This is a genomic window from Pseudomonas sp. W2Jun17 (genome assembly GCF_023127795.1).
In the GTDB taxonomy this organism is placed as follows: domain Bacteria; phylum Pseudomonadota; class Gammaproteobacteria; order Pseudomonadales; family Pseudomonadaceae; genus Aquipseudomonas; species Aquipseudomonas synxantha_A.
This window is the reverse complement of record NZ_SPKO01000014.1, coordinates 46,914-66,936: the sequence shown is the minus strand read 5'-3', so window position 1 is coordinate 66,936 and position 20,023 is coordinate 46,914. Positions and strand designations below refer to the sequence as shown.

At 61.4% G+C, this 20,023-nt stretch carries 20 protein-coding genes; 7 read left to right on the top strand and 13 right to left on the bottom strand.

Features of this window, described 5'->3' with window-relative positions; all coding sequences use genetic code 11:
- Window positions 1–12 precede the first annotated feature (12 nt).
- Window positions 13–819: a gamma-carboxygeranoyl-CoA hydratase gene (locus E4O98_RS10580; protein ID WP_032880565.1), complete on the top strand. Its 807-nt coding sequence runs from the start codon at window positions 13–15 to the stop codon at window positions 817–819.
- A complete protein-coding gene (locus tag E4O98_RS10575) occupies window positions 816–2,741 on the top strand; it encodes an acetyl/propionyl/methylcrotonyl-CoA carboxylase subunit alpha (protein ID WP_248134935.1) in 1,926 nt (641 codons plus the stop codon). Before E4O98_RS10580 ends, E4O98_RS10575 begins: the two co-directional genes overlap by 4 nt.
- On the opposite strand, the gene E4O98_RS10570 is transcribed toward E4O98_RS10575, so the two are convergent.
- Complete coding sequence (locus tag E4O98_RS10570; protein ID WP_032880563.1) at window positions 2,738–3,373, bottom strand: S24 family peptidase; 636 nt, start codon at window positions 3,371–3,373, stop codon at window positions 2,738–2,740. The two genes, E4O98_RS10575 and E4O98_RS10570, sit on opposite strands and share 4 nt — an antisense overlap.
- A 130-nt stretch (window positions 3,374–3,503) precedes the next feature.
- Here E4O98_RS10570 and E4O98_RS10565 point away from each other — a divergent pair, with 130 nt between their 5' ends.
- Together E4O98_RS10565 and E4O98_RS10560 are read left to right on the top strand one after the other, a co-directional pair.
- A complete protein-coding gene (locus E4O98_RS10565) occupies window positions 3,504–3,854 on the top strand; it encodes a DUF3077 domain-containing protein (RefSeq protein WP_248134933.1) in 351 nt (116 codons plus the stop codon).
- Between the two features lie 463 nt (window positions 3,855–4,317).
- Complete coding sequence (locus E4O98_RS10560; RefSeq protein ID WP_248134931.1) at window positions 4,318–5,469, top strand: M14-type cytosolic carboxypeptidase; 1,152 nt, start codon at window positions 4,318–4,320, stop codon at window positions 5,467–5,469.
- A gap of 51 nt (window positions 5,470–5,520) precedes the next feature.
- Here E4O98_RS10560 and E4O98_RS10555 read toward each other — a convergent pair whose 3' ends face one another.
- The 5 genes from E4O98_RS10555 to E4O98_RS10535 form a co-directional block, all read right to left on the bottom strand.
- Window positions 5,521–6,060, bottom strand: a complete 540-nt coding sequence (locus tag E4O98_RS10555; protein WP_078821698.1) for a cytochrome b — start codon at window positions 6,058–6,060, stop codon at window positions 5,521–5,523.
- On the bottom strand, window positions 6,057–7,139 hold the full coding sequence (locus E4O98_RS10550; RefSeq protein WP_216091731.1) for a catalase family peroxidase: 1,083 nt from the start codon (window positions 7,137–7,139) through the stop codon (window positions 6,057–6,059). The genes E4O98_RS10555 and E4O98_RS10550 overlap by 4 nt, the downstream gene beginning before the upstream one ends.
- A 118-nt stretch (window positions 7,140–7,257) precedes the next feature.
- Complete coding sequence (locus E4O98_RS10545) at window positions 7,258–8,022, bottom strand: enoyl-CoA hydratase-related protein (RefSeq protein WP_223018482.1); 765 nt, start codon at window positions 8,020–8,022, stop codon at window positions 7,258–7,260.
- A 42-nt stretch (window positions 8,023–8,064) separates the two neighbouring features.
- The gene (locus E4O98_RS10540; RefSeq protein WP_228308598.1) at window positions 8,065–9,351 is read right to left on the bottom strand and encodes a hypothetical protein; all 1,287 of its coding nucleotides are present in this window, start codon (window positions 9,349–9,351) and stop codon (window positions 8,065–8,067) included.
- Entirely contained in the window at window positions 9,344–10,951 is a 1,608-nt protein-coding gene (locus E4O98_RS10535; protein WP_248134929.1) for an amino acid adenylation domain-containing protein, read from the bottom strand. Before E4O98_RS10535 ends, E4O98_RS10540 begins: the two co-directional genes overlap by 8 nt.
- Before the next feature lie 197 nt (window positions 10,952–11,148).
- Here E4O98_RS10535 and E4O98_RS10530 point away from each other — a divergent pair, with 197 nt between their 5' ends.
- Together E4O98_RS10530 and E4O98_RS10525 are read left to right on the top strand one after the other, a co-directional pair.
- Window positions 11,149–11,655 carry a sigma-70 family RNA polymerase sigma factor gene (locus E4O98_RS10530; RefSeq protein WP_032880556.1) on the top strand — a complete coding sequence of 169 codons (507 nt, stop codon included), beginning with the start codon at window positions 11,149–11,151 and terminating at the stop codon, window positions 11,653–11,655.
- Window positions 11,652–12,389, top strand: a complete 738-nt coding sequence (locus E4O98_RS10525) for an anti-sigma factor (RefSeq protein ID WP_032880555.1) — start codon at window positions 11,652–11,654, stop codon at window positions 12,387–12,389. The genes E4O98_RS10530 and E4O98_RS10525 overlap by 4 nt, the downstream gene beginning before the upstream one ends.
- On the opposite strand, the gene E4O98_RS10520 is transcribed toward E4O98_RS10525, so the two are convergent.
- The 7 genes from E4O98_RS10520 to E4O98_RS10490 all read right to left on the bottom strand — a co-directional run bounded on the left by E4O98_RS10520 (window position 12,386) and on the right by E4O98_RS10490 (window position 18,702).
- Window positions 12,386–13,306 (bottom strand): spore coat U domain-containing protein, encoded by a 921-nt coding sequence (locus E4O98_RS10520; protein ID WP_032881298.1) that lies wholly within the window; start codon window positions 13,304–13,306, stop codon window positions 12,386–12,388. The two genes, E4O98_RS10525 and E4O98_RS10520, sit on opposite strands and share 4 nt — an antisense overlap.
- 77 nt (window positions 13,307–13,383) lie before the next feature.
- Window positions 13,384–15,732 carry a fimbria/pilus outer membrane usher protein gene (locus E4O98_RS10515; RefSeq protein ID WP_248135023.1) on the bottom strand — a complete coding sequence of 783 codons (2,349 nt, stop codon included), beginning with the start codon at window positions 15,730–15,732 and terminating at the stop codon, window positions 13,384–13,386.
- Window positions 15,733–15,804: 72 nt separating this feature from the next.
- Window positions 15,805–16,593: a molecular chaperone gene (locus tag E4O98_RS10510; RefSeq protein ID WP_032880553.1), complete on the bottom strand. Its 789-nt coding sequence runs from the start codon at window positions 16,591–16,593 to the stop codon at window positions 15,805–15,807.
- Between the two features lie 26 nt (window positions 16,594–16,619).
- Window positions 16,620–17,108 carry a spore coat U domain-containing protein gene (locus tag E4O98_RS10505; RefSeq protein ID WP_032880552.1) on the bottom strand — a complete coding sequence of 163 codons (489 nt, stop codon included), beginning with the start codon at window positions 17,106–17,108 and terminating at the stop codon, window positions 16,620–16,622.
- Window positions 17,109–17,110: 2 nt separating this feature from the next.
- A complete protein-coding gene (locus E4O98_RS10500; RefSeq protein ID WP_032881297.1) occupies window positions 17,111–17,653 on the bottom strand; it encodes a spore coat protein U domain-containing protein in 543 nt (180 codons plus the stop codon).
- 18 nt (window positions 17,654–17,671) lie between these two features.
- The gene (locus E4O98_RS10495; RefSeq protein WP_228308600.1) at window positions 17,672–18,217 is read right to left on the bottom strand and encodes a spore coat protein U domain-containing protein; all 546 of its coding nucleotides are present in this window, start codon (window positions 18,215–18,217) and stop codon (window positions 17,672–17,674) included.
- Window positions 18,211–18,702 carry a spore coat U domain-containing protein gene (locus E4O98_RS10490; RefSeq protein WP_187432786.1) on the bottom strand — a complete coding sequence of 164 codons (492 nt, stop codon included), beginning with the start codon at window positions 18,700–18,702 and terminating at the stop codon, window positions 18,211–18,213. The genes E4O98_RS10495 and E4O98_RS10490 overlap by 7 nt, the downstream gene beginning before the upstream one ends.
- Window positions 18,703–18,892: 190 nt before the next feature.
- Here E4O98_RS10490 and zapE point away from each other — a divergent pair, with 190 nt between their 5' ends.
- Window positions 18,893–19,987, top strand: a complete 1,095-nt coding sequence (gene zapE / locus E4O98_RS10485; RefSeq protein ID WP_148853537.1) for a cell division protein ZapE — start codon at window positions 18,893–18,895, stop codon at window positions 19,985–19,987.
- The last annotated feature ends 36 nt before the right edge of the window (window positions 19,988–20,023 follow it).

Sequence of the window (20,023 nt, the reverse complement as noted above, 5' to 3'; positions counted from 1 at the left end):
GAGCTGCACCCCATGAACGATTTCAACACCCTCGAACTGATCACCGACAGCCGTGGCTTTGCCACGCTGTGGCTCAGTCGTGAAGCCAAGAACAACGCGTTCAATGCCGAAATGATCCGCGAACTGATCATCGCCCTGGACCGGGTGCAAGCCGACCCGTCCCTGCGATTTCTGATACTGCGCGGGCGCGGCAAGCATTTCAGTGCCGGCGCCGACCTGGCCTGGATGCAGCAGTCGGCCGAGCTGGACTACCACACCAACCTGGACGACGCTCGCGAACTGGCGGAGCTGATGTACAACCTGTCCAAGCTGAAAATCCCCACGCTGGCCGTGGTGCAAGGTGCGGCCTATGGTGGCGCGCTGGGGTTGATCAGTTGCTGCGACATGGCCATCGGCGCCGATGACGCGCAATTCTGCCTGTCGGAAGTGCGCATCGGCCTGGCGCCCGCAGTGATCAGCCCATTCGTGGTGCAGGCCATCGGCCAACGCGCGGCCCGCCGCTATGCTCTGACGGCTGAGCGATTTGGCGGCCAGCGGGCGCAGGAGATCGGCTTGCTGGCAGAGAGCTATCCGGCCGAGAGCCTGGATCACCAGGTGGACCAGTGGGTGGCCAACCTGCTGCAAAACAGTCCGGCGGCGATGCGCGCCAGTAAGGATTTACTGCGTGAAGTGGGCAACGGTGCCCTCACCCCGGCGCTGCGACGTTATTGCGAAAACGCCATTGCGCGCATTCGCGTAAGCGCCGAGGGCCAGGAAGGGTTGCGGGCCTTCCTGCAAAAACGTGCGCCGAGCTGGCAAGCCCAGGAGCCGCGCTCATGAGCACACTGACCACCGTACTGGTAGCCAACCGTGGCGAGATTGCCTGCCGTGTCATGCGCACCGCCAAGGCCATGGGGCTGACGACCGTGGCCGTGCACAGCGCCATCGACCGTGATGCGCGCCATAGCCGCGAGGCGGATATTCGTGTCGATCTGGGAGGCAGCAAAGCCACCGACAGTTACTTGCAAATCGACAAACTGATTGCCGCCGCCCACGCCACTGGCGCCCAGGCGATTCACCCCGGCTACGGCTTCCTCTCGGAAAACGCTGGCTTTGCCCGGGCCATCGAGGCGGCAGGCTTGATTTTCCTCGGCCCGCCCGCTGCCGCCATCGACGCCATGGGCAGCAAATCGGCGGCCAAGGCATTGATGGAAACCGCCGGTGTGCCCCTCGTGCCGGGCTATCACGGCGAGGCCCAGGACCTGGAGACCTTCCGCGCCGCCTGTGAGCGTATTGGCTACCCGGTATTGCTTAAGGCTACGGCCGGTGGCGGCGGCAAGGGCATGAAGGTGGTCGAGGATGTCAGCCAATTGGCCGATGCCCTGGCCTCCGCCCAGCGCGAGGCGCTGTCGTCCTTCGGCAATGGGCAGATGCTGGTGGAGAAGTACCTGCTCAAGCCGCGCCATGTCGAGATTCAAGTGTTTGCCGACCAGCATGGCCATTGCCTGTACCTCAATGAGCGCGACTGCTCGATCCAGCGGCGCCATCAAAAGGTTGTCGAAGAAGCGCCGGCGCCAGGGCTCAGCGTTGAGCAACGCAAGGCCATGGGCGAAGCGGCCGTGCGGGCGGCCCAGGCCATCGGCTACGTTGGTGCCGGTACGGTGGAGTTTCTGCTGGATGCCCGTGGCGAGTTTTTCTTTATGGAGATGAACACGCGACTGCAGGTGGAGCATCCGGTCACCGAAGCGATTACCGGTCTGGACCTGGTGGCGTGGCAGATCCGGGTCGCCCAGGGCGAGGCGCTGCCGATCACACAGGAGCAGGTACCCTTGATCGGTCATGCGATTGAAGTGCGGCTGTATGCCGAAGATCCGGCCAACGAGTTCCTGCCGGCCACCGGTCACCTGGCGCTGTACCGCGAATCCAGCCCAGGCCCGGGCCGTCGGGTAGACAGCGGTGTCGAGCAAGGGGACAGCGTGTCGCCCTTCTACGACCCGATGCTCGGCAAACTGATTGCCTGGGGTGAAGACCGCGAACAGGCACGCCTGCGACTTTTAAGTATGCTCGATGAGTTCGCGGTGGGTGGGCTCAAGACCAACCTGGGTTTTCTGCGGCGCATCATCGGCCATCCCGCGTTCGCGGCGGCCGAATTGGACACCGGGTTTATCCCGCGTTATCACGATGAACTGTTACCGGCGCCCGGTGAGTTGAGCGATGCATTCTGGCAGGCAGCAGGTTCGGCGTTTATGCAGAGCCTGCCGGTAGGTGATGGGCCTTGGGCCAATAACCAGGGCTTTCGTGCGGGCCTGCCCGCCGAAGTGTCGCTGCATCTGAGCTGCAACGGGCAGGATCGGCTGGTGACATTGGCCGGGCACACGTCGCAGTTGTGCGGCGAGCAGCTGCTGATCGAACACCAGGGTGTACGCCGTGCCCATCTGGCGGTCCGCAACGAAGGCAGCCTGTACCTGCGCTGGAATGGCGAGATGCATGCCATCAGGCTGTTCGACCCGATTGCGGCGGTCGAGGCCGGCCAATCTCATCAGGGCGGTCTCAGCGCACCGATGAACGGCAGCATCGTTCGCGTGCTGGTAGAGGTAGGTCAAACCGTTGAGGCTGGCACACAGCTGGTGGTACTCGAAGCCATGAAGATGGAACACAGCATCCGTGCGCCCCATGCCGGGGTGGTCAAGGCGCTGTTCTGCCAGGAAGGTGAAATGGTTGCCGAAGGCAGCGCGCTGGTGGAGCTTGAAACCGCCGCCTAGAACTTCGCGGTGGCTTGCACCACGACGCCAAGGATGTGGCAGTCGTCGGTGAGCAGCGCCTTGGGGTACGTCGGATTGAGCGGCACCAGATAGCGCTGGCCGCTCTCTTCCTGCAATTGGCGAAAAGTGGCCTGGGAACTGCCAGACCATTGGGCGACCACCAGTTTGCCGGGTACAGGATCGATGGCCGGGTCCACCAGGATCATCGTCCCGGCACCGATGCTCATGCCCGTGGGCGCGGTCATGGCGTCGCCCATTACAGGCAGCCAGAACGCCTCGCCACGCGCGTGGTAATCGGTCAATTCGTAGCGGCCAGGCCCATAGAGTGCACGTTCTTCGCGCAGCTCGCACGCCTGCTGCCAGTCGCTGACCGGATAGCGAAAATACGGGTTGTAGTGCTGTTGCAACGCAGGCTCTTGCGCGGCCCGTTCGCGAATCTCCAGCGCCACCTCCAGGTAGCCCAGCCCGAGCTCGGCCAGCACCCGGTTCATGTCCGCAAGGCTCGGCACTCGGCGCTTGTTGAGCCAATGGCCGACGCCGCCCTGGGACATACCCAGGCGCTCTGCCAGTTGCTCCTGCGTGACCTTGCGGTCTTTCATGTTGGCTTTGACCAACGCTATCCAGTTATCCATGGCGCCTGACAATACGGTGCGTATTTTTCGGGGCAATAAACAGTTTGTAGTAATCCATAAAACGACATAAATACGATACGTACTATCATCAAGCCTAAGGATTTCGACACCCACCGGAGTACTGCCGCTTATGACGAATAGCCCGCTTTCATTGCCCGAAATACCCGAACAGGTTGAATTACAGAACATGTGCCACAGCGGCGCGGCCCAGCGCGCGCTGGACTATTACTTGAAAGAAGATATGTCGGCACCAGCCGTGGAGGGTGCCCTGTTCGCGATCAAGCCGGGCGTCAGCCAAGAGGAAGCCCTGGTTCACGCGTCTGACCTGCTGCGCAGTGCTGCGGCAACCGCCTACGAATCAGCGTGCAGCCATCAAGGCAATCAGCGCGACCTGGCGTTTTCCGTGGTGTATTTGATCGATATGGCGAAGGCGATGGTGGAGCGCTCGTTGCAAGCGCCGGTGGCCCAGGCAAACGCGTAACAGACACGAAAGAAAAATATTTCTATCCAAGGGATAAAAACATTTGACTTGCAAATGATAATGATTATTATTGGACCAAGCTGATCGCGAGATCAGTCGATAGACCAAGGGACCTTAGGTCGGACTCTTGGAATATCTCCTCATCAGGCTAATCACGGTTTTTGACCCGGCTCTTTGGCCGGGTCTTTTTTTTGCCAGTTTCCCTGGCATGGCTTCAGGCTAATGAAGACTGTGTGTTGCTCGATGGCGCGCATGGTAGCAAAAGACCATCGTCGAAAGAAAGCCACACGACAGCTCTAGCCCGGATCTTTGCGAAATAGCGCTTGAGAATCAATCTCATAGCCCCTAAGCTGCCGCAGCGTCAGGGATGACGCCCCCCCCCGTGCAACAATTTTGCATCCAGGTTTTACCTGACCTCTGTGTAATATAGCCGCCACATCACTCATATTCAGGCAACCAGACTATGACCGTGGCCTTGACCTCAATCAAGATCAGCACCGACTTCGACAGCGGCAATATCCAGGTCCTGGATGCCAGCGATGCCTATCAGTTGTTACTGGCAATCAAACCCGACACCCGCAGCAAACATTTTCAATGGTTCCACTTCAAGGCCGAAGGCATGCATGTGGGGCACACCCACACTTTTCGATTGAGCAACGCCGGTGGCTCATCCTATAAACACGCCTGGAGCGGCTACAATGCCGTGGCATCCTATGACCATATCAACTGGTTCCGGGTGCCAACGCGCTTTGATGGCGAGATCCTGCATATCACGCTCCAGACCCGCGAAAAGCACGTATGGTTCGCCTACTTCGAACCCTACAGCCGTGAACGTCACGACTGGCTGATCGAACAAGCCCTGAAGTACGCCGGCGTCAAGCTGCTGGCCACCGGCAAGAGTGTCGAGGGCCGCGATATACAACTGTTGCGCCGTGGCAAAGGGGCTGAAGGTCGCCGTAAGGTGTGGATCATTGCCCAACAGCACCCCGGCGAACACATGGCCGAATGGTTTATGGAGGGCGTGATTGAACGCCTGCAAAAGGACGGTGACGCGGAGTTGAAAAAACTCTTGAAAGTGGCCGACCTGTACCTGGTGCCCAACATGAACCCCGATGGCGCTTTTCACGGTCACCTGCGTACCAACGCCATGGGCCAGGATCTGAACCGCGCCTGGCAGAGCGCCAATCAGGAAACCAGCCCGGAAGTACTGTTTGTGCAGCAGCAAATGGAAAAGTACGGCGTGGACCTGTTCCTCGATATCCATGGCGACGAAGAAATCCCCTACATCTTCACCGCCGGCTGCGAAGGCAATCCAGGCTACACCCCACGCATCGAAGCCCTGGAAAAACACTTTCGCAACCACCTGAGCCATCTGATCCGGGACTTCCAAACCACCTACGGCTACACCCGCGACCTGCCGGGCGAAGCTAACATGACCCTGGCCTGCAACGCAGTCGGTGAGAAGTACGACTGCCTGTCCCTGACCCTGGAGATGCCCTTCAAGGACAACGACGATGCGCCCAACCCGCGTACCGGCTGGTCGGGCGATCGATCGAAACAGCTGGGCAAGGACGTATTGAGCAGCGTCGCCGATATCGTCGGGCTTTTGCGTTAACCCTTGTGGCAAGCTTTTTGTGGCGAGCGAGCTTGCTCGCCACAGAAGCGATCAATCCCGGGTGCCGGTCATGCTCTGCAATACCCCATCGCGGCGGATCAACCCGTGGAACAGCGCCGCCGCCAAGTGCACAAGCACTGTCAGGAACAACAGATAGGCAAGGTAGCCGTGAGCCTTACGCAACAGCGCAAACAACGGCGCATTCGCCCCTACCAGCGCTGGCAGTTGCACAGAACTGCTGAGCATCACCGGGTCACCGGCGGCCGAAATCATCGCCCAGCCCAGCAGCGGCAACACCAGCATCAACGCATACAGCAGCACATGGGAAGCCTTGGCCGCCAGCACTTGCCACATCGGCAAATCGGCTGGCAGCGGCGGTTGCCGGGTGGTAAAGCGCACGGCCAAACGCACGAGCACCAGGGCCAGGATCGCAATACCCAGCGGTTTGTGCAGGTGGATCAGCCATTCATGGCGTTCCGACACCGACGCCGCCAATCCCGCACCGATAAACAGCATGGCAATGATCATCAGCGCCATCAGCCAGTGCAACAGACGCGCCAGCGGTGCAAAAAAACGCGGTTGAGCATTCATGGCTTCGACTCCTGAGGGGTGCTGTGCAACGGGCTGACTTCACCCGCACGGCGCAGATACGAACTGGCATACGCGGCGGAGCGTGCGGCCAGCAACGGGTCGTTGGAGGCCTCGATACCGCTGGGCAAAATCAGCGGGTCAAAGTTGATATCACGGCAATCACCGTCTGCCTGCGGCTGGCTGCTTTGCAGTACCAGAGTGCCGGCGTTGAGCTGCGTATGCGGGCCGGTCCAGGTCTTGCTCGCGTCATCCAAGGGGTCGCCGGGGTTGGCCAGGGTCATGTTCAACTGCCAACGCAAAGGCCCGGCGGCCAGGCGCTGCACCAAATCCTGTTCCAGGAAGTCACTGCCCGACGGCGCAGCATCACCCGCCGCGTCCTGGCTTTGCGGCACCACGCTCCACCGCACGGCCTGACGCTTGCCACCTTCGCCCACCAGGTAAAACGCATTGATGCCGTTGTAGGTTTGCGTCGCATAACTGGCCGATGGCTTGGCAGTCTTGACCCAGGCCAGGAACGGCGCCGTCTCCGGGTGTGCGGCAAAAAACGCCGGCATGTTCGCAGGGTTCGGCTTGCCGGTGGCCGGGTCTGGCGCACCCGCCTTGAGCAGCTGGTAGAACGCCTCGGGCGTGCCCACCGGAAACACCGGCATACTGTTCATTCCCGTTCGCCACTGTTGGCCGTTTGCCTGGCTGAATTGCACGGCAAAACTGCGAATCGGCACACTGCTGTCCGGTGCATAGGGATTGCCGCTGGGCAAGGCAAACCGGCCAATCACCGGGGTCTTGGCCTCGCTGAACACCTGGGCGCTGGAGTAAGCACGCGCCTCTGTGCTCGCCTCGAAGTAACCCGCCACACACACACCTTTGGCATGATTGCGGCGAAAGCCCGGGTGTACGCCGTTATTGGTTTCCAGGGCATTGACCAAGGTCTTTGGCCGCAGACGCTGTGGGTCGAGGGTGCCGTTGACGTAGGCAAATGCAACCACCAACACTGCCACCACGCCCCCTATACACGCCAGCCTTACGAGCAGACTTGTAGTACCAAGAGGCGGACGCGGCGGTAAAGAGTGATCAACCATAGAAGCTCCAGGGCCCGAGGCCGCAGGGGGAAAGTGTTATGAGACGAATCCCACGTAGGCTTATTCCCCCTTCACTGTAGTTTCTTTGTAGTCAACACGTGGCCAGATCGAGTGCCGGCTAGGGCTGATTAAACAAGGCCTGCCGCTTGTGAAGAAATGCCTGCATTCCTTCTTGCTGATCAGGCGTGGCAAACAGTCCATGAAACAACCTTCGCTCTTGACGCACACCTTCGTGCAACCCGACCTCCAGAGAATGCTCCACCGCCTGCCGCGCTGCACGGATGGCCGTTCGCGAGAAGGAGGCAATTTGTGCCGCCACCGCCATCACCTCGTCCAGCAAGTTCGCAGCCGGGTAAACCCGCGACACCAACCCCGCCTGCTCTGCTTCCGTGGCGGTCATTGACCGGCCAGTCAACACCAGGTCCATGGTCTTGGCCTTGCCGATCAGCCCGGTCAACCGCTGGGTCGCGCCCATGCCCGGGATGACGCCTAGCTTAATTTCCGGCTGTGCAAAGGTGGCGGTATCAGCAGCGAAAATCATGTCGCACATCATCGCCAGCTCACAGCCTCCGCCAAACGCATAGCCCGCCACTGCGGCAATCGTCGGGGTGCGCAAACGGGTGAAGCCCTCCCAACCGACGAAGTAGTCTTCGTTGAGCACGTCCAGATAGGACTTGCCGCTCATCTCTTTGATATCGGCCCCTGCCGCGAAGAACTCTGCGGTGCCGGTAATGACAAAACACCCAATCCGAGGGTCTCGATCCATTGCTTCCAGATGACTGATCAACTCAGTCATCAGCGCCGAACTCAGCGCATTCTTGACTTCAGGACGGTTGAGCTTGACCAGGACCACTCGATCATGACGTTCCACAAACACGTTCATAGGCATCTCCACTGATTGATGTTGTTCACACTTGGGGCTGTCTCAGGAATCCCAGATCGCGCCATGGGCGGGTATTCCCCGAGCTTCCAACTCTTGCACCAGACGCTGGGTCACCGTTTGGTTGGCAATACAGATCACGGCTTCTGCACCAAAGGCTTGCACTGCGCCGTAAGCCAACTTCACCAGGTCTGGCTTGCCGCGCTCATCGGTGTCCCAGATCAATGCGCAAGGCTGGGCGCGCAGAATTTCCTCCACCAGTTCATCGCCATAGGTCGTCCTCGGGCTACGGGCAGACCAGATCAACTGAATCGGTACCTGAGCCGCCAGCAGATGCGGCATGACAGGCCCTATGCCGCTGCCAGTGGCGATGTACACCACCGACTTGAACAGGGTTTCTACATTGGCAACACCCGCTGTGGTGATGCCCTTAACCCACACATGTCGCGGCAAGTCCTCGATAAATCGCCCGGTCCAATCCCCTGCGCGGGAAATTATCAGGCGGAAACCCGCCTCGTGTGGCGTGGGAATATTGGCAAAGGAATGCCACTCCAGCAGTGGGTTGCGGCTGATCGCGGTGGATGAACCGGCGAACGGTGTGGTGTGGCTCAAACGCGTAATCACCGCATGCCCGGAAGGCCGTGCGTGTTCAACAGCCACCTTGCGCAGCCGCAGCCAGGGCAGCAGGACGCTCAGGGTCAGCACTGCCAGCATCCAAAACGTAACGCTGTGCAGCAGGCTCGACGTGGTCAGTAACGTTTGCCACCAGAACAACAGCAACGCACTCCAACCGCCAAACCGATGAACGCGTTCGAACCCATTGTGGAACCGGCCTCGAATACGTGGTTGAGCCATGACCACCATGAGCAGCAATAAGCTGAGCAGCATAACGCTGACCCCTAACTCGGCCACCGAAACACTGTCAGGTTGTTGCAGGTAACGCGTAACCTGCACGACAACCAGGGCGGCAAACCACCCAGTGGCCGCAAAGGCTGCGCCGCTGTGCAGCCCACCGAAGTGGTACACCTTGGCCGCGCTACGCCGCACCTGTAAGGGCCATGTAGGCGGTACTCGCGTTGCCAGCCAGAACAGCCCATTGATCACGTATTGCTGGCGAACGAGAATGGCAACCGACAGGTTGATCAGCACCATGTCCGACAGCGTCTGAACCGTGATGGCGTGCAGGTCCACAGCCAACAGCAAAAACACCAGGTTGCCCATCAGCGCGGCGGCTGCCAGGCGGTTGTAACAGGAAAACATCGGCAGTGACGTCCAGCGACGCCAAAGCGCCGGCTTGGGCGGTACAACGGTACGGATCAGCGTATCAATCATGGCCGGGCTCCCCGGTCGCGAACGCCAGCACCGCCAACTGATTCTCCCGGGCCGTTTGCAGTAACAATGCCTTATCGATCTTGCCCCTCGCTGTCAGTGGAAAATGCTCCACTGCGTAGATCGACTGAGGCACGCAGTAATAGGCCAGGCGTTGTTGGCACGCGGTTTGGCAAGCCTCGATGTCAGTGCTGGCAGGCGAAACAAAGGCCACCAACGTGCGGCTGTCCAGCTTCAAAGTGACGGCGCGCATGCATCCAGCGCCGGCCTCCAGAGCCGCCGACACCGCATCCAGTTCCACGCGAAAGCCGCGGACTTTCACTTGGTCATCCACGCGCCCTAAGTGTTCGAGCTGGCCGTCTCCCACCCAGCGCCCCAAATCTCGTGTGCGGAACATCATGGCGTCGCCACCGAGAAAGGGATCCGGACGGTATCGCTGCTGGGTCAATGCCGTATTGTTCAGGTAGCCTGCTGTCACACCCGCACCACCGGCCCACATCTCTCCCGTTTCACCCAAGGCACAGGCACGCCCCTGCTCATCGAGCACATAGACAGTGTTATTGGGTGTTGGCCGGCCAATAGTCAGTGGCGTGCCTGGTACATGCCGGTGCAGCGTGTTGACGATGGTCGTCTCGGTAGGACCGCAGCCGTTGTAGAACGTACAGTGCTCGGCCCACCGATCCGCCAGGGCCTGGGAGCAGGCTTCTCCAGCCACCGCAACGACGTTGAGGTGGGGACACTGTCGAGGCTCAAGGGTGGCCAGTATCGAAGGCGTTGCGATCAACACATTGCACTGTGCGGCCGTCTGCGCGATGTCTTTGCCGCGAATCAGCAAGGTCGCACCATGAGCCAGGCAACCGAGTATTTCCCAAGCCGCCATGTCAAAGCCGATATTGAGAATCTGCCCTACGGTACGACCCGGTGCCATACCCATCCGCCCAGGTTCAGTGAGCAGAATATTGCATACGTTACGGTGGCTGACACACACGCCGTTAGGGCGCCCTGTGGTTCCAGATGTAAACAGTACAAAGCACAGATCATCCGGGCCAGCACCGACACGCACGCAATCATTGTCTTCAGCCAGCCATGGCGTTTGAGCAATGAACGTATCCAAATTGAGGCAGCGGTGGGACGCGTCTGCCGGAATGCGCTCCACCAGGCTCGATAAGGTCAGAATCACCGGGCTGGTCAATGATTCGAGGACCATGCCCAATTGCAGGGTGGGTACGATTCTGGCGTCCTGAGGGACATACGCGGCGCCAATCTTTAACACCGCCAGGAGCCCGACCAGCATGGGAATCGAGCGTTCGACGAACAATCCCACCGTGTCCCCACGCTTAACACCCTGCCCAAGCAGATGCTCAGCCAATCGATTGGCTTGTCGGTTGAGTTGTTCATAGCTGATACGTTGGCCCGCGCATACCGCAGCGGTCGCCTGGGGTGCCAGCCTCGCTTGCGCTTCGAAGGCTTGGTGCACGTTGGCGTAGGTGGCTCGGGTTGAAAGGCCACAACCCCATCGCTCAAATAAAACCCGCTGCGCGGCAGGCAAATGAGCCAGCGAGATGCAGGAAAAAAACTGTTTATCACTCGGCAAACACGTCATAAGCACCCTCTCACTATTCAACTGCCGGCTGAATGCCGACAGATGCAAGGGTGGATAGAGGGCTGCGCACGAGATTACAGACTCTCAAGGTATACAGACGCTTCCCACGTATTAGCCGGGAAGTTTCTTTGCGCAAAGCGTGGAATAACCTACAGGGACCAACGTCTACTTCAACACACGTGAGTAGACTCATCCCCATGCATGAACTCGACGAACAGTTACACGAACTCATCCCCAGGTTGCGGCGTTTTGCCGTGTCGCTGACGCGCAACAGCAGCAGTGCCGATGACCTGGTGCAGGCGACCCTGGAGCGGGCGATCATCGCCTGGGCTGATAAGCGTGTCGAAGGCGACCTGCGCGCCTGGCTGTTCGCGATCCTCTATCGGCAGTTCCTCGACGCCCATCGCCGCAGCCGACGCTATGCACGTATGCTCGAATTCTTCACCGGGCGCGATGATGCGCAACCGTCGGTGGAGCGCACAGTGATGGCCCAATCCACCCTGCAAGCCTTCGACCAACTCAGCACCGAACAACGCGCGCTTTTGCTGTGGGTGTCCGTGGAGGGTTTGAGCTACAAGGAAGTCGCCGAGATCCTTCAGGTACCCATCGGCACCGTGATGTCGCGCCTGTCCCGTGCGCGCCAAGCGTTGCGTCAGCTCAGCGATGGCGAAATTACCGGCCCTGCCCTGCGGAGACTCAAATGATCAGCCTGCCCCCCAGCGAACGCGATTTGCATGCCTACGTCGATCACCAACTGCCGGACAGTGACCGCCGCGTGCTTGAAACCTGGCTGGCCAACCACCCCGAAGCGGCCGCCCAGGTCCACGCCTGGCAACAGGACGCGCAATTATTGCGGGCATCCTTGAGCGGTACCCTGCAGCAGCCGAGTAATCCGGCACTGGACCCGGCGTTGATCCGTCAGCGTATCAAGCGTCAGTCCCGCCGCCACTTCGCCAGCGCGGCGGTGTTGCTGATTGCCGTGAGCCTTGGCGGGCTTGGCGGCTGGCACGCCCGCGAAGCCACCCAACCCCAGCCGCTGCCGATGACCGATGCCATGCAGGCTTACCGTCTGTTTGCCCAGGACGGCGTCATGCCCGCCGACTACAACGACGACGGCAGCGGCACTATGCAAGCCTGGCTCGACCGCTATTTCGATCAAGCCCATCGCCTGCCCGACCTGAGCCAGGCAGGCTTCAAGCCGGTCAGCGGGCGCCTGCTCACTACCGATCAGGGTGCAGCCGCCATGGTGCTGTACCAAGACCCCCAAGGCCGACGCATCAGCTTTTATATCCGCCCGCCGGGACCGAACAACGGCTTCCTGCCTCGTGGCAGCCGCAGCGCCGATGGTTTGCAGGCCGAGTACTGGTCGGGCGGCGGCTATAACTACGCAATGGTCAGCCCGGCAGACCAGCCCACCCCGGCGCTGATGAAGTTCTAGAAACCCACGTCCAGCACCACGTTGTCCAGGTAGGTGCCGCCGGGGGGTGTGGGCTGGTCGGTGTAGATGCGAGCGTTGTAGTTAAATACCTGGCTGCCTGTGCCCAACCCATTGCCGGGGTTGACCTCCGCTGTGGAACTGGCCCGCCGCGCCGCGCCGACGCTGCCCCAACGCGTGGTGCCGGCGCTTTTGAAGAGGTCATAGGCCAGGTAGTTGCTGCCGGAAACCATGCGTCGGCGCCCGCCGACACTGATCGGGTTCTGGCCGTCGCTCAAGCCCACGGTGTAGGCACTGCCCTTGGTGCAGGCGATATTGATGGTCTGGCCGGTCACTGCGGTAAACCCACTGACCACCGGCGCGCTGCCAAAGCTGATATCCGGCGCGGTGATCTGGCAGTCATTGGTTACGGTCATGCTGACGGTCAGGCTTGCCGTGCCGCTGCCCGTGTCACGCCCCAGGCAAATGCCGCCAACGCCGATTCCCGAGCAATAATTCCACACCCAGGCGATGTTCAATGTCTCGGTGTACAGCCCCGCTGCGATATTGCTGCCGGTAATGCTGCTCAGGTACAACGGCACGGTTTTCGCCCCGGGCCCGGCGATCAGGCCAATGCTCTGGGCAATGCCGCCCGCGCCCCCAAAATCGAATTGAGTGCCGCGGGTGATGGGATAACTGGTGCTGTTGTTGCCATAAATCGTGTAGCCAATCACATCACCGGTCGGCCCGACCATGCCGGCGGTGGACGAGGTGATCGTGGCGTAGAAGTGGTCGGTGGACACCAGCAGCGAAATCAACGCCTGGGTGCAACTCAATCCGGAGTTGGTGGTAGAGCTGGTTTGCGCGGCAGTGCGCACCGTCATCGAGCTGATCGAACCGAAACTGGCCGGCACCGTGGAAACCACCGAACACACCGCCATAACCTGCCCGGAAAACAACAGCCCTGCCCCATACACCCATGCCTTGCCCCTCACCCGCAGTCTCCTTGCTCAACCACTCACTGGCACACCAACGGCCCGATCAGGGGCACGTCCTGTTGTTGCTCATCGATGTCGAATGTCGCCTGACAGGTGCGCCCCTCACCGAGGGAGACCTGCAAGGTATTGTGGGCGCTGAGGTTTTCCAGATAGACCAGCCCATCCCACCCCACCACCGCCTGGGTGTTGCTTTGCTCGTGCACCACCAGGCTGCCCAGCGGTAGCTCCTGATGCTGGCGATCCACCAGGGTGATACTGGCGGCGAGCACCCGGCGCAGCGGGAACTCCAACAGATAGCCGCTGCCCCGGCGTACCGACACGCGCTGCTCCACATTGGGGCTCTGCACGTTCGCCGGCAGGTTCAACGGGTCAATTTCATATTTGCCGCGGTAATACGCGCTGCTCCATGGCACCAGCAAATGACCGTTGCGGTCGGTCTGGCCCACCAGCTGGTTTTCGTAGCGCACTGGAATCCCGGCGAACCCCTGGGTACTCACCACCACAAACGCGTCATTGATACGGTTGGCAGCAAAGGTTTCGCCGCCCATCCACACCAGCGAGCCGCTGGCATCCGCCCAGCGCGTTTGGGCGTCACTGCTGCCGTACACGCCGGCCTGCAACTGCACTGACTGCAAGCGCCAGGTCAGGTCGGCCTGCCGATAGCTTGGCGCATCGCCCTGGGCATAGCCGAGGTTGTAGCCCACGCCGCCTTCGCTGGGCACCGCGCGGCTGTAGTTGATGCGCTGGCGACTGGTGCCGTCCTTGCTGCGCTCGGTGCTCAAGGCCAGGCTGCCGTTGAGGTCGAACGGGATCACCAGTTGCGCCTGCATGGCCCAGTTGCTGTCGCCGATTTCGCGGTTGGCCGACAGGTAGAAGCTGGTGTTGCGCCACAGCGGTTTGCTCCAGCTGAGGTTGAGCAGGCGCGTGCGCGAATCGTCTGCCGCCTGCACGTCGAAATACCCCAGGCCCAGGCTGCCGAAACGTTGAAGGTTGAGGCTCAGCGTCACCTGCTCGCTGCGCTTGCTGAGGCTGGCGTAAGGGGTGTCGACCAGGGTCAGGTCGGCGTAGTCGTCGCGCCGTTCAACGCGCTGGTACATCAGGCTGTAGCGCGTGCTGTTGTACTGGTAGCCAAGGCTGAGTTGCTGGCCGCTGCGGCTGTCGAACTGGCTCTGGCTGAGGGCGGTATTGAGCACGCCGAAGTTGCCCAGGCGCAGGTTGGCGCCAAGCCCGCCGAGGGTCAGGTCGCTGGATGCTTCGGCATGGCTTTCCAGGGTCAGGCTGTCGGAATAGCCATAGCGAAAGGTGCCACTGGTTATGCCCGGCCCGTAACCGAAATCGCGCAGGGTGTAGTCACGGCGCAAGGTACCGGCAGCCACGGAAAAATCCGTCAGGCCTTGTTGCAGCAAGGTGCTGGTGACGTAGAACGGCACCGTAGTCGACACCTGGCGCCCGAGGGCGTCGGTGGTCACCACGACAGCCTCCCCGGCGCCGTTGATAAATGGCACGTTGGTCAGGGTATAAGGCCCGGGTTGCAGCTGCGCGGTGTCGGATTTATAGCCGTTGATAAACAGGTCCACCGACGAGGGCACCGCCGCCTCACCGGCGAACTGCGGCAAAGGGTAAGTGACCAGGTCCGGGCGCACGGCAAAGTCCCGGGACACTTGCACCCCGCCCAGACGCACCGAGCTGCTCCAGGGCAGCGAGCCGCTGATCACGTCGCCCGCCTCGTAGGTGAGCAGGCGCTCATCATCGGAAAATCGCCAGGTGGTGTCGTAGCGCCGGTAACCGTTGCCGAGGGTACTGTCGGTGATGCCATCAGCCAGGGTCTGGCGCACCTGCCCGGTGTTGGACAAGGTGCCCCAGGTGTCGAACAGCCGCACTTCGTTCCAGGCGGCGAGGTAGCTGCCGCCGTCATCGGTGTCGTTGAAATACACGTCATAGTTGAGCAAGGCGCCGAAGCTGCTCATGGCCTGGGTGCGCGGATAGGTATTGCGATTGCCGATAAACTGCGCCTGCAACCAGGATGGCGGTACATCCAGCAACAGGCGCTGGCCGTTGCTGTCGTAGTCGCTGTGCAGCCCAGGCACCTGGTCCAGGGCCACGCTGCCGACAGGCTCGCCGGGCAATTTCATACCCACGTCCTGCAGCGCGCTGGCGGGCACAAACAGCTGGCCGGCGCGCTGGTCGACCGCAATGACGCGGCCGGTGTCCATCTGGTTGACCACCAGTTCCAGAAACAGCTGTGCATCGGCGACTGCCTCCATGCTGCCCGGCGGCGGCGGCAAGTCGCCTGCCATCGCAGCGCCCCACAACCCGCTTGCCACTGCCACCGATGGCCATAAACCCCGAGCCCAACCACGACTCACCATGGCGTTGTGTCCTTCAATGGACATCTCCATCCTGTTAAAACCCGGGCGTATGCCCGTAGCGCTACCTGACGGTTATCGCTTGGGCGCCAGGCTTTCCAATTGCGGCGCACCGTTGACCCTGACCTGCAACGGCTGGTCGGCCGATACGGCATCCGGCACCGGCCAGCGCATACTCGCGCCCGGCAGCACATAGCCGAGCAAACCTTCTACCAGCGGCCGGGCCTGCCCGCCTTGTTTGAACGACGCATCGGTGAGCCGCGCATGCACGGCGCCCTGGTTGCGCACCTCGATGTAACTGCGCCCGCCTACGTTGACCTTTTGCCAGCTCAAGTCCGGCTTGCCGGCACCCTTGGGGTCGCGTTGACGTGTGGCGTCGTCCTTGCTCCACAACCCGGCGCCGTAGGCAAACAAGGGCACCGAATAGCGCATCTGGAAGCGAATCGCTGCCGCTGTGTTCTTACCTTCCGGCGGCGCCGGCACCTGCAGCGCCGAGGGGATTTCATCGATGATGATGCGATAGGCCAGCTCCTGTCCCGGCGGTACTTCGCGGGTTCGGGTCAGGCGCACCAGTTGCTTCTGGCCGGGCTCGATTTTGGCCACCGGCGGGCTGCCGATCACGTCGCGCTGGTTTTGGTACTGCTCGTCGAAACCGTTCTGGCTCCAGGCAAATACGCGGATCTGCAGGTTGGCCGTTTCCGTGCCACGGTTCTCCAACCACAGCGCGCTGGCCTGTTGATCGGCCTCCAGCACCGGGTCGATGGGCCAGATCAGCACCGAACTGGCCGCCTGCACCAGCCCTGCGCCACACAAAAGCCCCAAGGCAATACCCGCGGCCCACCACCGCCGGGAAGTTGAATGCATAAATCCACTCCTCAATACCGTTAGCCCTACCACGACAGCTGCACCTGCAGCGTGTCGCTGTACGTCCCCCCAGGCTGATTGCCGGGTAATACCACCCGCCCGTAAATCGGCAGGCTGATGTTGTTGGCATCGCTGTAAGTCACGCTGACGCTCTGGCTGACGCCCAGGCTCTGGCTGAACGCCGCATCGCGAAACAGTTGATAGGCCACCCGCGCGCTGCCGCTGTTGAGCTGCAAATTGCGCCCAGCGCTGTTGTAAAGGCCGCCATCCACACTCATGGTCAGCGCCACCCCCGGAGTGCATTGCAAGGTGACACCGCCAGTAAGGGCTGCCGTGACCGTACCGGTGGCCAATGCCGAATAGCTGCCATAGGCCAACGCGCCGTAGTTGGAGCCGCCGCCCACGATCAGGCAACCGGGAGTAATGGTCGCGCTGACCTGGAAGCTCTGGCTGGTCGCTGCCGACAACGGCAACGGCAGCGCCAATCCACAGGCCACCCCCAGCCTGAGCCACAAGGTCAGAACGTCAGCTCCACGGCCACGGTATCGGTGTAAGTACCTGCCGGCAGGCCCGCCTTGCCCACCGCGCGACCGTAGAGGTTGACGGTTTGTGCCACGCCGGTACTGGTGGCGAGCGTCACCACGCCATCGATCGCCAACAGCGCGGAACGCCCGCTGTCAGTGTAGAAATCGTAAGGCACGAAGTTACCCGCCCCATCGGCCAGCGCACGGGTGCCCCCCGGCGAGGCGCCATCATGGGCGCCGGCACGCACCGTCACCGTTGGCGTGGTACCGGCTGAACACAGAATCGACAGCGCCCCGCCGGTGCCGGTGCCGCCCAGCAACTGGGCGTCGGCATTGGTAAACAGGCTGTTGGTGGTGCCGAAGTTCAAGCTACCGAAATTCAGCCCGGTAGCCGCCCCGGAGCCGTTGACCTGGCAACTGGCGATCAAGGTCAGGCTCGAACTGATCTGCCCGGTAACCGTGGTCGCCGCATTCAGGCTGGAGGCCAGCGCCAGGCCCAGGGCACACACGCCCATTCGCGATACGAGTACATGCATGATATCCATCCTCATGGTTTACCAATCCAGAGTCACCGTCAGGGTGTCTGTGTAGATGCCGGCCGGTAGGGCCCTGGTATTCGCCACCACGGAGCCGAATACCGGAATGGGTACCTGCGCGCCCTGGGTCACGACGAAATTGCGTTGCTGGCCGATGCGGTAGGCACTCTGGCCCAACGCATCGGCCGATAGCCGATAGGGAATGGTCTGGCGCCCGTTGCTCAAGCGGCGCGTGGTGCCGTCGCCATGGGCGCCACCGTCGATGGTCACGGTAAAACTGCTGACCAACGACGGGTTGCAGGACACCGACAGCGGCGCTTTATCGCCATCGGAAATGGTCGCGCCCAAGGTGTCGTTCCAGGTCGGTCCCTGGCTGCCGAAATCCAACAGCGCAGTGCCACCGTCCGGCGTCACTGGCGCGCGTTCCACGCCTTTGCTGACTTCGCAACTGGCGGTAATCACCAACCGCGCGTGAATCTGCCCGTTGACCACAGCCGCCTGCGCGTCCTCGGCCAGCAACAGCAGGCTGCCCAAGGCCGCGATGGCCAGATAGCGGCTTACCATGTGACCGTGACCTTGAGCAGGTCGGAATAACGCCCCACCGCAGGGATGTCTTTGAGCGGTTCAATGCGGCCATACAACGGCAGATCAACCGAGCCGGTGTCCGGTACGCGGCCGCTGACCGGCACGTCCACGGGCAAGGGGATCAACCGGGCTGCGTCGGCATAAATGCGATAAGGAATGGGCTTGCTTGAGGGCATCGCATTACTGAGGTAACGCACTTCGCCCACGCCACCGTGCAGGCCGCCGTCAACGCGCATTTGGTAAGGCGTGTCGGGGTTGCACTCCAGGCGCGGCTGGCGCTGGCTGATCAGGGCCGCACTCAGGGGGCCGGCCGGGTCATCCAGACGCGGGCCGCTGCCGAAATCCAATACGCCAAGTTGCTCAATGCCCGCATTGCGAGTGGTGCCCACCAACTGGCAACCCCGCTGCACGTCGATACGCACCTCCACCTGGAGTTGCGCAGCAGAAGCCGTGTTGCAGAGCATCGCGCCCATGAAAGCCAATACCGCCGGTCCCTTCACTGCCCCAATTCCTTATACAGGGGTAACAACCTTGTATGAGGTTAGCCAGTTAACGCGAAAGTGCCAGTTTGCAAGGCTCGGCGCCCTTCACTGTTGGTCAAATGGCATCAAGCGTCCTACAGTAAGCGACCACCGCAATACAGAGTGATTATTCTTGGCCGTGCTTGCCCTGTTCCAGCGCCTGCTGGGTAAAAAAACCGACGTCTGGGGTGCCTCGCCCATTCCTGCCTACTTTCAGAAAAAGGCCGAACAACAGGGCTACACCCTCAGTGACGGCCAAATCCGGGCGATTACCGCCCTGAATCGGGAGGCACAGCACCTGCTTAATGGCCAGGCCACGCGCAGCCTGTACCTGCACGGCCCGGTAGGTCGCGGCAAGAGCTGGCTGCTGGACGGGTTTTTCCAGGCGCTGCCCATCGCCGAGAAGCAACGCGTGCATTTCCACGACTTCTTTGCCCGGCTGCACCAGGGCATGTTTGTGCACCGCGAGCATGAGGATGCCTTGGGCGTCACTCTGGATCAGTTGCTCGCTGATTGCCGCGTGCTGTGTTTTGACGAGTTCCATGTGCACGATATCGGCGATGCAATGCTCATCAGCCGCTTGTTCAAGGCCCTGTTCCAACGCGGCGTGCTGGTATTGGTAACGTCCAACTACCCGCCCGAAGGGTTGCTGCCCAACCCGCTGTATCACGAACGATTCAAACCGGTGATCGACCTGATCGCCGCACGCATGGACGTGCTGGAAGTCAGCGCGCCCCAGGACTTTCGCAGCCTGCCCCAGGCCCACGCTCAACAACGTTTCACCCGCGGCCACTATGTGTGGCCGGGTACACCGGCACAGCGGGAAAGCCTGGGTGTGCCTGCCACCAATGGCCCGGCGCAAACCCTGACGGTTGGCAATCGGCAGTTGCTGTGCCGAGACCATCAGGCGCGGACCATCCTGTTCACCTTCAACGACCTGTGTGAACAGCTCACCGCCGTGATGGATTACCTGCTGCTGTGCCAGGATTTCGACCACTGGATCATCGACGGCCTGCCGCAGTTGGCCGAATGCCCTATCGCCGTGCAACAGCGTTTTATCAACCTGGTGGACGTGCTCTACGATCAGGACAAACACCTGACCCTCATGGGTCACCAGCCGCTGGATAAAGCCCTGGAAGGCCAGGCCATCGACCTCGCCCGCACCGCCAGCCGCTTGCAGCAGTTGCACATGCTCTGCCCGCAAACCGCACCCGAGCCGCTATCATGAGCGCCTTTTACGCCCCCTTCCGAGTGCCGCGCTGTT